This is a genomic window from Nocardia sp. NPDC005746 (assembly GCF_040630785.1).
Taxonomy (GTDB): Bacteria; Actinomycetota; Actinomycetes; order Mycobacteriales; family Mycobacteriaceae; genus Nocardia.
The window spans coordinates 350,672-363,785 of sequence record NZ_JBEXYE010000005.1; the positions used below are offsets into that span (position 1 = coordinate 350,672).

Annotated in this window: 10 protein-coding genes; 2 read left to right on the plus strand and 8 right to left on the minus strand. The window is 69.0% G+C overall.

Features of this window, described 5'->3' with window-relative positions:
• Positions 1–56 precede the first annotated feature (56 nt).
• From obgE to rplU, 3 genes are all read right to left on the minus strand, one after another.
• Complete coding sequence (gene obgE / locus ABZ412_RS12645) at positions 57–1,511, minus strand: GTPase ObgE (RefSeq protein ID WP_357279772.1); 1,455 nt, start codon at positions 1,509–1,511, stop codon at positions 57–59.
• Between the two features lie 178 nt (positions 1,512–1,689).
• Positions 1,690–1,956, minus strand: a complete 267-nt coding sequence (gene rpmA, locus ABZ412_RS12650; protein ID WP_040806195.1) for a 50S ribosomal protein L27 — start codon at positions 1,954–1,956, stop codon at positions 1,690–1,692.
• Positions 1,957–1,999: 43 nt separating this feature from the next.
• Entirely contained in the window at positions 2,000–2,311 is a 312-nt protein-coding gene (rplU, locus tag ABZ412_RS12655; RefSeq protein WP_357279775.1) for a 50S ribosomal protein L21, read from the minus strand.
• A 305-nt stretch (positions 2,312–2,616) separates the two neighbouring features.
• Here rplU and ABZ412_RS12660 point away from each other — a divergent pair, with 305 nt between their 5' ends.
• Positions 2,617–3,024, plus strand: coding sequence for a DUF3224 domain-containing protein (locus tag ABZ412_RS12660; protein ID WP_357279777.1), 408 nt, complete (start codon positions 2,617–2,619; stop codon positions 3,022–3,024).
• A gap of 314 nt (positions 3,025–3,338) precedes the next feature.
• On the opposite strand, the gene ABZ412_RS12665 is transcribed toward ABZ412_RS12660, so the two are convergent.
• The 5 genes from ABZ412_RS12665 to ABZ412_RS12685 form a co-directional block, all read right to left on the minus strand.
• Positions 3,339–6,362, minus strand: a complete 3,024-nt coding sequence (locus ABZ412_RS12665) for a translation initiation factor IF-2 N-terminal domain-containing protein (RefSeq protein ID WP_357279998.1) — start codon at positions 6,360–6,362, stop codon at positions 3,339–3,341.
• Between the two features lie 559 nt (positions 6,363–6,921).
• Complete coding sequence (gene ndk, locus ABZ412_RS12670; RefSeq protein WP_357279780.1) at positions 6,922–7,338, minus strand: nucleoside-diphosphate kinase; 417 nt, start codon at positions 7,336–7,338, stop codon at positions 6,922–6,924.
• 84 nt (positions 7,339–7,422) lie between these two features.
• Entirely contained in the window at positions 7,423–7,830 is a 408-nt protein-coding gene (locus ABZ412_RS12675; protein ID WP_357279783.1) for a DUF4233 domain-containing protein, read from the minus strand.
• A 183-nt stretch (positions 7,831–8,013) separates the two neighbouring features.
• Positions 8,014–9,384, minus strand: a complete 1,371-nt coding sequence (locus ABZ412_RS12680) for a folylpolyglutamate synthase/dihydrofolate synthase family protein (RefSeq protein WP_357280001.1) — start codon at positions 9,382–9,384, stop codon at positions 8,014–8,016.
• A 71-nt stretch (positions 9,385–9,455) separates the two neighbouring features.
• Positions 9,456–12,149, minus strand: coding sequence for a valine--tRNA ligase (locus ABZ412_RS12685; RefSeq protein ID WP_357279785.1), 2,694 nt, complete (start codon positions 12,147–12,149; stop codon positions 9,456–9,458).
• A 315-nt stretch (positions 12,150–12,464) separates the two neighbouring features.
• On the opposite strand from ABZ412_RS12685, the gene ABZ412_RS12690 reads away from it, so the two are divergent.
• Positions 12,465–13,103 carry a class I SAM-dependent methyltransferase gene (locus ABZ412_RS12690; protein ID WP_357279788.1) on the plus strand — a complete coding sequence of 213 codons (639 nt, stop codon included), beginning with the start codon at positions 12,465–12,467 and terminating at the stop codon, positions 13,101–13,103.
• The last annotated feature ends 11 nt before the right edge of the window (positions 13,104–13,114 follow it).

The following is a 13,114-nucleotide window of genomic DNA, read 5'->3' on the forward strand; positions in this document are numbered from 1 at the left end:
CATTGTCCGTCCGCACCGGCCGCTCGCCTCCTCGCGAACGGCCACGCGGCACTGTATTACTCGTCGTCGTCGGTGACCAGACCACGGCGCACACGCGAGGCGTGCTTGCGCTCCGCCGCGCCGATGCGCTCGGTCTGATCCAGACGCGGGTCCACGCCGCGGCGGGTCATCAAGGTCTCCACGCCCGCGGAAATCGAAGGCTCCCAATCGAAGCAGTAGTCCGCGATGGTCACCGAAGCGCCGGGCTCCGCACCCAGCTTGACCAGCTCGTCCTCGACGCCGAGGCGAGCCAGGCGGTCGGCCAGGTAACCCACGGCCTCGTCATTGTCGAACTGGGTCTGGCGCACCCACCGCTCGGGGCGCTCGCCCACCACGATGAAGCCGCCCTCGACCTCGGGATCGCGAATCACGCGGAAACCACTGTCGCCCTTGATGACCGGGCGGATGATCGCGCGCTTCGGCTCCGCCTTCGGATGCGCGGTGCGGTATTCGGCGACCATCTCGGCGAGCGCGAAGGTCAACGGCCGCAAGCCTTCCCGGCTCACCGCCGAGATCTTGAACACCGGCCAGCCGCGCTTCTCGAATTCCGGCAGCACGAACTCGGCCAGCTCGTCGGCATCGGGGATGTCGGCCTTGTTGAGAATCACCACGCGCGGGCGATCGGCGAGATCACCCAGACCGGTGTCACCGGCCAGCGCGGGCTGATACGCGGCCAGCTCAGCCTCGAGCGCGTCCACATCCGACACCGGATCGCGGCCGGGTTCCAGAGTGGCGCAGTCCACCACGTGAGCCAGCACCGCGCAACGCTCCAGATGTCGCAGGAAGTCCAGGCCCAGACCGCGGCCCTCGCTCGCACCCGGGATCAGACCGGGCACATCGGCCACGGTGAAGGTGGTGTCACCCGCGAGCACCACACCGAGGTTCGGCACGAGCGTGGTGAACGGGTAGTCCGCGATCTTCGGCTTGGCCGCCGAGAGCACCGACACCAGCGACGACTTACCGGCCGACGGGAAGCCCACCAGGCCGACATCGGCGACCGACTTCAGCTCCAGAACGACATCGCGCTCCTGGCCGTCCTCGCCGAGCAGCGCGAAGCCGGGCGCCTTGCGCGCCTTGGACACCAGCGCCGCGTTGCCCAGCCCGCCGCGACCGCCGCGCGCCGCCACATACTGGGTGCCCGCACCGGTCAGGTCCGCGAGCACCTCACCGTCGAGGCTCATCACCACGGTGCCGTCCGGCACCTTCAGCAGCAGCCCCTCGCCCTGCTTGCCATTGCGGTTGCTGCCCTCCCCGGGCTTGCCGTTGCCGCCCTTGGCATGCGGATGGAAATGGAAGTCCAGCAGCGTGTGGACGTTCGGGTCGACCTCGAGGGTCACGTCCCCGCCATTGCCGCCATTGCCGCCATCGGGACCACCCAACGGCATGAACTTCTCCCGGCGCACCGAGGCGCAGCCGTGCCCACCCTTGCCCGCGCGCACGTGCAGCTCGACACGGTCGATGAATTTGGACATATCGGTGATCATCCTCCTTCAGGACTTGTCGACTGGATGTGACGCCCCGGGCCTCGGCCAGGAATGACAGAAGCGGGGCTGTGAACAGCACTGTGTCTGAACAAAAAGAAGCGGGCCAGGGCTACTACAAACCCTGACCCGCTTCGGAAAGCTAGTGGAGCGAACTCCGGTGCGCCGGTCAGGCGTTCACCGGCTCCGGCACCACGATGTTGACGGTCTTGCGACCACGCTTGGTGCCGAACTGCACCGCGCCCGCCTCGAGAGCGAACAGCGTGTCGTCGCCGCCACGGCCGACGTTGACGCCGGGGTGGAAGTGCGTGCCGCGCTGGCGGACCAGGATCTCGCCGGCCTTGACGGTCTGACCGCCGAAGCGCTTCACACCGAGCCGCTGGGCATTCGAATCGCGACCATTGCGCGAGCTGGATGCACCCTTCTTATGTGCCATGTCTCAGAACTCCTCGTGCCGGGGTGACGAACCCCAAGTCGGATTACTTGATGCCGGTGACCTTCAGGACCGTCAGCTTCTGACGGTGGCCCTGACGCTTGTGGTAGCCGGTCTTGTTCTTGAACTTGTGGATGCGGATCTTCGGGCCCTTGGTCTGTTCGACGACCTCGGCGGACACGGAAACCTTCGCCAGCTTGTCAGCATCGGTGGTCAGCTCGGAGCCGTCAACGACGAGCACCGGCGCCAGCGACACCGAAGTGCCCGGCTCACCCTCGATCTTCTCGACCTTCACCAGGTCACCGACCGCGACCTTGTACTGCTTTCCGCCGGTCTTGACGATTGCGTACGTTGCCATCGGTCGGCTGCCCTTCTTTCTTTACAAGTGCTCGGCACTATGCTCACACGGCCGGTCGCCGGTGTTCACACCGGCATCCGCCGCAGACTGGTCTGGGGGTATTCACCGCCGCCTCGGGCCAGAGGTTCTGCGAACCGATGGGCCCACTCACAGCACTAGTCACAACAGAGTGCCATCGCAGGGGGCAGCGACTGACCAAGACTACAGGACTCGCCAACCCCGACCAAACCGGGGCAGCCCATCTCTCGGCCCACGCTGTCGCGTTCTTACAAGATCGCACCCGGCCGCCCCGGCAGAATCGAGTCATGCGAGCGACCGGCACCTTCAGCGTCAAGTCTTTCACCCCCACCGATGTCACCCCCGACCCCGCCATCGCCACCGGCCTGCCGGTCGGACTGTCGATGATGGAGAAGCAGTTCGAGGGCGAGATCTCCGGACGGGCGGCCACCCTGTTCACCTCCGCCTTCGACCAGGAGAAGGGCATCGGGACCTACCTGGCGATGGAATCGTTCGAAGGCACGCTGAACGGGCGCGCGGGCGCGTTCAACTTCGCGCACTCGGCCTCGACCACGGGCGCCGATCGCCGCGACGGGTTCTTCGTCATCGTCGTGGGCAGCGGCACCGGCGAGCTCGCGGGCATCACCGGCACGGGCGATATCGCCATCGACGCCGACGGCACCCACCACATCTGGTTCGACTACGAACTCGCCTGATCTGCCGGGGAAAGGCCCGTGGCCCCACCGGATTCCGGCGGGGCCACGGTGGTCCGGTGGCGGGCGCTACTTCGCGCTGACGCTGCTGCTGCCCGCGGAGAGCAGCTTGGTGATGGTCTGCACGAGCACATCGCTCAGGAAGTCGGCTGCGGAACCCATGGTATTTCCTTCTTCAGTCGTGATCGGACGCCCGGAGCCTGTGCGCCCGACATGGCCGGACCGTGAGCGATCCGTGAATGGCGTTCATCACCCCGGGGAAAAGCTGTGGCCCCGCCGGAATCCGGCGGGGCCACAACTCGTCTCACGCTGACCGGCTAGTTCTCGCCCTCCGGCGCACCGGCCGGACGGCCCGCGGCCCGGCGACGCGGGCGAGCGCGCGGCGGCACCACGGCCGGAGCCAGGTCGTCGAGGTTGAAGCCCGGCTTGTCGGCCTGATCACCGCTGGAGAGCACGAACACCGCGCCCTTGCTCTCGGTGGCCGGAGCCGACGCCGTGCGCGCCACCCGGCGACGGGCGGGACGACGGCCCGAGACGACCGGCTGGGCCGCGGCGGCTTCCACGGCGGCGACCGCCGCCACGGCCGCGTGCGCCTCGGCGATCGGCGATTCGATTCCCTCCGGCTCGGATTCGACCACCACGATGTCCCCGGCGGACGCGGACTCGACGGCCCGCGTACCGGACGCGGCCTGCTCGTCCTCGACCAGCTCGGCTGCCTCGGCCGCCGCGTCCAGGGCGGCGGCCTCGGTCACGGCCGCCGCGGCAGCGCCATTGGTGAGCGGCGCGCCCTCGGCGACACCGTCCTCGTCGGGGTGATCGGCGTGGGCGGCCATGGCCAGTGCGACCGGGTGGGCCCGCTTGGTAGCGGCCTTCTCGGCCTTCTCCGCCTCGTCCTCGTGCTTCTCGGCCGGCTCCTCGGCCACCGGCTCGACGGCCGGGGCGGCCTCGGCGGCGGCCGCGTTGCGGTCCTTGCGACGACGACGCGAACCCTCGCGACGGCTCACGCCCTCACCGCTGTCCCCGGCCGGAGCCGAGGACTCGACCGGGTAGTTGTGCACCAGGATGCCGCGGCCGTGGCAGGTCTCACAGGTGGTGGAGAACGCCTCGACCAGGCCGGTGCCCAGCTTCTTGCGGGTCATCTGGACCAGGCCCAGCGAGGTGACCTCGGAGACCTGGTGACGGGTGCGGTCGCGGCCCAGCGCCTCGGTGAGGCGGCGCAGCACCAGATCCCGGTTGGACTCCAGGACCATGTCGATGAAGTCGACCACGATCATGCCGCCGATGTCGCGCAACCGCATCTGGCGCACGATCTCCTCGGCCGCCTCCAGGTTGTTGCGGGTCACCGTCTCCTCGAGGTTGGACCCACCCGACCCGGTGAACTTGCCGGTGTTGACGTCGATGACGGTCATGGCCTCGGTGCGGTCGATCACCAGGGTGCCGCCCGAGGGCAGCCACACCTTGCGGTCCAGCGCCTTGGCCAGCTGCTCGTCGATGCGCAGGCTGCCGAACACGTCGACGCCGCTGTTGTCGTAGCGCTCGACGCGGGCAAGCATGTCGGGAGCGACCGTGCGGACGTAGTTCTCGACCGTGGTCCAGGCGCGCTCGCCCTCGATGACCAGCTTCGAGAAGTCCTCGTTGAACAGGTCGCGGACCACCTTGACCAGCAGGTCCGGCTCCTCGTACAGGGTCTTCGGCGCGCCGGAGCCCTGCTTGGACTGCTCCTCGATGGTGCGCCAGGTCGCCTGCAGCCGTTCCACGTCGCGGGCCAGCTCCGGCTCGGAGACGCCTTCGGAGGCGGTGCGGATGATGACGCCCGCGTCCTGCGGCACGATGTCGCGCAGGATCTCCTTGAGCCGCTTGCGCTCGGTGTCGGGCAGCTTGCGCGAGATACCGGTCGACGAACCACCCGGCACGTACACCAGGAAGCGGCCGGCCAGGCTGATCTGCGTGGTCAGGCGAGCGCCCTTGTGGCCCACCGGATCCTTCGACACCTGCACCAGCACGGTGTCACCGGGCTTGAGCGCCTGCTCGATCTTGCGCTCCTTGCCGCCCAGACCGGCGGCCTCCCAGTTCACCTCGCCCGCGTACAGCACGCCGTTGCGGCCGCGGCCGATGTCGACGAAGGCGGCCTCCATCGACGGCAGCACGTTCTGCACCTTGCCCAGGTACACATTGCCGACCATGGACGCCGAGCCCGTGGAGGTCACGAAGTGCTCGACCAGGATGTTGTCCTCGAGCACCGCCACCTGGGTGGTGGAGGTCGGGTGGTCGGCGAAGTGCTTCTCGCGCACCACCATCACCCGATCCACCGCCTCACGGCGGGCCAGGAACTCCGACTCGGTCAGGATCGGCGGACGGCGGCGCCCGGCCTCGCGACCGTCGCGGCGGCGCTGGCGCTTGGCCTCCAGGCGGGTCGAACCGCTGATGCCCTGCACCTCGTCGACCTGCGCGCGGCGCTTGCTGCGCGGCTCGCGCTCGTGCACGACGGTGTTCGGCGGATCGTCGTCGGAGACCTCGGGCTCGTTGTCGTCCCCGCCCTTGCGGCGGCGACGGCGACGGCGGCGACGGCTGCTCGAACCCTCGGGCACGCCCGCGTCGTCGTCCTCGTCGGCGGTGTCGGCCTCGGCGGATTCGGCCGACTCGTCCTCGGCGTCGGACTCCTCGCCGTCCTCGCCCTCGGCGTCACCGTGCTGCTCGCCCCGGCCCCGGCCGCGGCCGCGGCGGCCCCGGCGACGGCGGCGCGAGGTGCCCTCACGCTGCTCACGATCCTGATCGCCGTCCCAGTCGCCCTCGTCCTCGGCGTCCTCGGCGGCGGTCTCCTCGGTGACCGCGGTGTCCTCGGTGACCTTCTCCTCGGCCACCGGCTCCTCGGCGCGCGGCTTGCGCTCGCGCCGCTTGCGGCGGGTCTCCTCGATCGCGGTGGCGTCCGGCGACAGGAACAGCGGCGCCGCGACGACGGCGGACGGCTGGTATTGGACCTGCTCCTCGGCCTGCGCCTCGCTGAGGAAGGGGCTGGCGAACAGGGTGGTCTGCGCGGTGGCGGACGGGGCGGCGGCCTCGGCGGCCTCCACTTCCTCGGCGGCCAGTTCATCGGCAGCCCGGTCGTCGTCCGCGGCGATGGCGGCGTCGACGGTGGTCTCCGCGATCGGTTCGGGTCCGGCGGGGGCGGCCTCGACATCACGCGGTCCGAAGGCGTCGCGCACGGTCTCGGCGACGGTCCGGTCCAGGCTGGATTGCGGGCTTCTCGCCTGCGCGCCCATCTCGGTCAGGTGGGCCAGAATACGTTTGCTGGTGGTGCCCAGCAGCTTCGCCAGTGCGTGCACTCGGATCCGTTCCGGCAATTGTCCGGCAGCCGGGGTGATCTGAGCGCCCCCTTCACCGTTCACCTGCGATGCGTCCTGCGGCTCTTGATCGGCCACGAAATCTCCTCGGGGGCCCCCGGGCGCGTTCCTCCGAGGAGTGACGCGGCCGACGCGGGGGCGCTGTCTTGTTGGCCTCACGCCCGGGGGCGCGAGATCGTAAGTCTTCGCGCCGCGTGGCCCGTTATCACCGGTATCTCGTCGTTCGGGCTAACTGGTCACGTGGCGCCTGGTTGGTTGGCTCAACTCCGTGTCACGAGCGTTCATCCAGCGTGCCTGCCCGGCGGCCGAGTCTTGGAGCCGTCGGCGGCAGCGATGATCGTCCGTCGCTCCGCGGTGTCAATCGAAGGTGAACGATGCCTGCCGCAAACGGCCGGCGTCGGTCACTTCCAGAGCCAGTATCCCACACCGTGCCGGGGCGTCGTGCCCACGCGGCCCGGAGCGGCCTCGCGAGTCTCGCGAGCGGCCGCTGGGTGGCAGGTCCGGGGGCGTGGCCCCGGACCCGGCCGAGGAGGAAGCGGGAGCAAACGCTCCCGGAAGATCAGTGCGCGAACCCGGGGAACCAGATGTCGATCTCGCGCTTGGCGGACTCCGGCGAGTCGGAGCCGTGCACGAGGTTGAACTGGGTCTCGAGGGCGTAGTCGCCGCGGATGCTGCCCGGAACGGCCTTCTCGACCGGGTCGGTGCCGCCGGCGATCTGACGGAAGGCGGCGATGGCGCGCTCACCCTCGAGCACGGCCGCGACGACCGGGCCGGAGGTGATGAACTCGATCAGGGAACCGAAGAACGGACGCTCGGCGTGCTCGGCGTAGTGGACGACCGCCACTTCCTCGGAGACGTTCACGAGCTTCATGGCCGCGAGCTTCAGGCCCTTGCGCTCGATGCGGGTGAGGATCTCCCCGACGAGGCCGCGGGCCACGCCGTCGGGCTTGATGAGTACCAAGGTCTGCTCAGTCACGCGTGAAGCCTAACCGTCGCTTGCTCGGCAGGAAAAACGCAGGCCGGGGCGGATGCCCCGGCCTGCCCGATTCGGCGGCGCTACTCAGGCCCCCGACATGCGCTGGCTGGGCAGGGTTCCCGCCTCCATGCGCTTCTTCACGTCCGAGCGCAGGAACAGCACGAAGACCCACACGGCGACGAACACCACACCGATCACCAGGATCGAGATGTGGATGAAGCCGCCCAGCAGCAGAGCCACCTGCAGGGCCAGGTTGAACGGGATGGCCCAGGAGCGGCGCTGCACGCCCGCGCCCAGGAACATGACCACGGCCAGGCCCACCACGTAGAGCACCGACCACCAGCGCAGGCCGCCGCCGACCGCGCTGATCACCGGCAGCGCGAGCAGCACGGTGATGGCCTCCAGGACCAGGGTCCCGGCCATGACGCCGCGCAGGCCCTTCCACGGGTCGGTCGCTGGTTGCGGAACCTCGGGCTTTGGATCATCACTCATTGGAAAACCTCCGTGCGCACCCGAGTTGCGACTTAACATGGTGGTGGCCGCCGGGCGGGCGGCAACGGTCTGTGGAGCTTATGTAAGACCTCATGGGAGAGCACTCCTGGCGGGCTGTCGGCGATGAAGCAGAAAACCCTGACCGCGAGGTCAGGAATCCCCGCACAAACGACGGGGAGGACGTCAAGCGGGATCCTTTCCGAAAAGAGAGCGGGCTGCACCAGCGGTGACCACCGACCCGGTGATCACAACGCCCGCACCGGATATCGTGCCATCGCCCTCGCCGCCCTCGGCGAGGGCGATGGCGGTTTCGATGGCGTCGGCCAGGTCGTGGGCGACGGCCACGCGTTCGTCGCCGAAGCGCTGGACCGCGAGGTTGGCCAGGTCGTCGACGGGCAGGGCGCGCGGAGAGCCGTTCTCGGTGACGACGATCTCGTCGAAGACCGGTTCCAGGGCGTCGAGGATGCCGCCGGCGTCCTTGTCGCCCAGCACCGCGATCACGCCGACCAGTTTGCGGAAGTCGAATTCGCTGGTGAGGGTCGCGGCTAGAGCCTTGGCGCCGTGCGGGTTGTGGGCGGCGTCGATGAAGATGGTGGGCGCGCTGCGCATGCGCTCCATCCGGCCGGGGCTCACGGAGCTCGCGAATCCGGCTCGCACGGCATCGATATCGAGCTGACGGGACGCGCCCGCACCGAAGAAGGCCTCGACCGCGGCCAGGGCGAGCACCGCGTTGCGGGCCTGGTGTTCGCCGTGCATGGGCAGGAAGATCTCGTCGTACACGCCGCCGAGGCCCTGCAATTCGAGCATCTGCCCGCCGATGGCGATCCGGCGCGACAGCACCTGGAACTCCGAGCCCTCGCGCGCCACCGCGGCGTCGACCTCGACGGCCCGGCGCAGCAGGACGTCCATGACCTCGGGTTCCTGCTGGGCGATGACGGCGACGGTGTCGCGCGGGGACAGTTCGTCCTCGGGGGCCCTCTTGATGATCCCGGCCTTCTCCCCCGCGATGGAGGTGAGATCGGGGCCGAGGAATTCGGTGTGGTCGAGACCGATGGGTGTGATGACGGCGACCTGGCCGTCGATCACATTGGTGGCGTCCCAGCGACCGCCCAGCCCGGTCTCCACCACGGCCACGTCGACCGGCGCCTCGGCGAAAGCCGCGTAGGCCATCCCGGTGAGCACCTCGAACTTCGACATGGCCGGGCCGCCTGCGGCTTTGGACTGGGCGTCGATCATCTCGATGTACGGCAGCAGCTCCCGGTACACCTCCACGTAGCGCCCCGGCGTGATGGGCGCGTTGTCGATGGCGATGCGCTCGGTCGCCAGCTGCAGGTGCGGGCTGGTGATCCGGCCGGTGCGCCGGTGCAGCGCGGTGAGCAGCGAGTCGATCATGCGGGTGACCGAGGTCTTGCCGTTGGTGCCCGCGATGTGGATGGCCGGATAGGACTGCTGGGGCGAGCCCAGCAGGTCCATCAGCGTCGCGATCCGGGACAGCGACGGCTCGATCTTGGTCTCCGGCCAGCGCTGGTCGAGTTCGGCCTCGACCAGCGCCATTTCGGCGAGGTCCACCGGGGAGGTGCCGTGGGTCAGCGAGCCTTCCCCGTACTGGCGCTCCGGTTCGTCGTTCACTTGGCGGCCAGCTTGGCGATCTCGGCGAGACGGGCGGTGACGCGCTCGACGTCGCCCTCGGCGATCTCCTTGCGCGCCTTGATCTTCGCGACCACCTCGTCGGGCGCCTTGGCCAGGAAGGCCTCGTTGCCGAGCTTGCCGTTGGTGCCGGCGAGCTCCTTCTGGGCGGCGGCGAGGTCCTTCTCCAGGCGGCGGCGCTCGGCGTCGAGGTCGACGGTGCCGGAGGTGTCGATCTCGACGGTCACGGTGGCGGCGGACAGGCGCACCTCCAGCGACGCGGTGGCGGCGAAGTCGTCACCGGCGGCGGTGAGCTTGGCCAGGTTGGCGATTCCGGCTTCCTGGGCGAGCAGGTCGGCGGTGTCGATGCCGATCAGCGTGGCCGCCACCTTCTGGCTGTCAGCCAGGCCCTGGTCGGCGCGGAAGCGGCGGATCTCGGTGATCAGCTTCTGGGTGTCGGCGACGCGGCGGGCCGCCGCGGCGTCGGCGGTCGCGCCGGAGACGGCCGGCCAGGAGGAGATGACGATGGACTCGCCCTCCGCGCCGTCGGTGAGGGCCTGCCACAGGGTCTCGGTGACGAAGGGGACGGCCGGGTGCAGCAGGCGCAGCACGGCGTCGAGGACGGTGCCGAGCACGACCCGGGTGCCGGCGGCGCGCTCCTCGGAGTCGGCGAACTGGACCTTCGCCAATTCCAGGTACCAGCTGCAGAATTCGTCCCACGCGAAGTGGTAGAGCCCTTCGAGGGCCTTGCTGAACTCGTAGCGGTCCAGGGCGCCGTCGACCTCGGCGATGACCTCGTCGAGGCGGTCCAGAATCCACAGGTCGCTGTCGGTGAGGGTGTCGCGGGCGGGCAGTTCGCCCGGCTGCGCGCCGTTCATGAGCGCGAACTTGGTGGCGTTGAACAGCTTGGTGATGAAGCTGCGGGAGGCGGTGACGTGCGCGGTGCCGACCGAGAGGTCGCCGCCGGGCTGGGCGCCGCGGGCCAGGGTGAAGCGGGTGGCGTCGGCGCCGTACTCCTTGATCCAGTCCAGCGGGTCGATGCCGTTGCCGCGCGACTTCGACATCTTCTTGCCGTGTTCGTCGCGAATCAGGCCGTGCAGGAACACATCCTGGAACGGGACCTGCTTGGCGTCCTTGCCCGCGGTGAGCACCGGGTCGTCGGAGACGAACATGCCGAACATCATCATCCGGGCGACCCAGAAGAAGAGGATGTCGTAGCCGGTGACCAGCACGCTGGTGGGGTAGAACGTGCGCAGTTCCTCGGTGGAGTCGGGCCAGCCCATGGTGGAGAAGGGCCACAGGCCCGAGGAGAACCAGGTGTCGAGCACGTCCGGGTCCTGGACGTAACCCTCGGGGGCCTGCTCGTCTGGGCCGACGCAGACGATCTCGCCCTCGGGGCCGTACCAGATCGGGATGCGGTGGCCCCACCACAGCTGGCGGGAGATGTTCCAGTCGTGCATGTTGTCGACCCACTCGAACCAGCGCGGTTCCTGGCTGGCCGGGTGGATCTTCACATCGCCGTTGCGGACCGCGTCGCCGGCGGCCTTGGCGATGCCCTCGACCTTGACCCACCACTGCATGGACAGGCGGGGTTCGATGGGTTCGCCGGAACGCTCGGAGTGGCCGACCTGGTGGATGTAGGGGTACTTGCGGCCGACCACGCGGCCCTCGGACTCGAGCCGCTCCCGGATCTTGACCCGGGCCTCGAAGCGGTCCATGCCGTCGAATTCGGTTCCGCTGTCGGCGATCTTGCCGGTGATGTCCATGATGGTCGGCATGGGCAGGTTGTGGCGCAGGCCGAGCTCGAAGTCGTTGGGGTCGTGCGCCGGGGTGATCTTGACCGCACCGGAGCCGAATTCGGGGTCCACGTAGTCGTCGGCCACGATCGGGATCTGGCGCCCGGTGATCGGGTGGTACACGGTGGTGCCGATGAGGGCCTGGTAGCGCTCGTCGTCGGGGTGCACCGCGACGGCGGTGTCGCCGAGCATGGTCTCGACGCGGGTGGTGGCCACGATCACGTGCGGCTCGTCGTCGTTCAGGGAGCCGTAGCGCAGCGAGACGAGCTCGCCCTCGACCTCCTTGTGGTCGACCTCGAGGTCGGAGATGCCGGTCTTCAGCACCGGCGACCAGTTCACCAGGCGTTCGGCGCGGTAGATGAGGCCCGCGTCGTAGAGGCGCTTGAAGATGGTCTGCACAGCGCGGGACAGACCCTCGTCCATGGTGAAGCGGTCGCGGCTCCAGTCGACGCCGTCGCCGAGGCGACGCATCTGGCCCTGGATCTGGCCGCCGGATTCGCGCTTCCAGTCCCAGACCTTGTCGACGAACAGTTCGCGGCCGAAGTCTTCCTTGGTCTTGCCGTCGACGGCGAGCTGCTTCTCCACCACGGTCTGGGTGGCGATGCCGGCGTGGTCCATGCCGGGCAGCCACAGCACCTCGAAGCCCTGCATGCGCTTGCGGCGGGTCAGCAGGTCCATGAGGGTGTGGTCGAGGGCGTGGCCCATGTGCAGGGTGCCGGTGACGTTCGGCGGGGGCAGCACGATGGAGTACGCGGGCTTGGCGCTGCCCGGGTCGGCGGTGAAGTAACCGGCGCCTACCCAGCGCTCGTACAGGTCGGCCTCGACGTCGCTGGGGTTCCAGCTCTTGGGGAGGGCATCGGCACGATTACGCGGGTTCTCAGAGGCTGCGCTGGTCACCGTGTGATTCTAAGGGCTGGGATTATCGCCCAAGAACCGGGTTTTTCCCAGGGGCGAATTGGATAGCCGAAGGGCGGGGCTCTCGGTGGATGAGGGACACCGAAAGCCCCGCCCTCGATGGCCAGCCTACCGCCGTTTCGGCGCGTTCCCCCAGATCCTTGGCCAATTCTCAGGTTCTGCGCCAAATGGGCCAGGGTAGACCAGGTTTCGTTGCATTCACGTTGCGTCGGACACATTGTTCCCGCGTCGTGACCGGAGTCGTTGCCGTGTCGTCACACGACCCGTTCGAGGCGACCGGCCGGTAGCCTGAAATCCATGAATCCGATTGTCACACGGTTGATGTCGACGGTCGCCGGCCAGCTGGGCCACCCCAGCGGCCGTCTCGGCAAGGTGGTCGCCCGCGTGCTCAACCGCAGCAACCGCCCCCTGATCGAGGCCGCGGTCACCGCCGCCGAGGTGACACCCACCGACGCGGCCGCCGATATCGGCTTCGGCGGCGGTCTCGGCCTCACCCTGCTGCTGGGCCGGGTCGGCACCACCGGCACCGTGACCGGCGTCGAGCTCTCCGCGGACATGCTCGCCAAGGCGCGCGCCGAGTACTCGGCCGACGTGTCCTCCAACCGGCTGCGACTGGTCGAGGGGTCGCTCACCGGGCTGCCCCTGGCGGACGACTCGCTGGACGCCGTAATCACCTGCAACACCATCTATTTCGTGCCCGAACTGGACGCGGCCTGCGCGGAGCTGGCCCGTGTCCTGAAGCCGAAGGGCCGCTTGGTGATCGGCATCGGCGATCCGGATGCGATGGCGAAAATGCCCTTCACTCCTTACGGATTCACGCTGCGCCCGGTCACCGAAGTCCGCGCGGCCGTGGAACGGGCCGGCCTCACGGTCGATCAGCGCGAGGTCACCAGCAGGCCGATGACAGGCCACCTGCTCATCGCCCGCCCGGCCTGATGCGAGCCGGC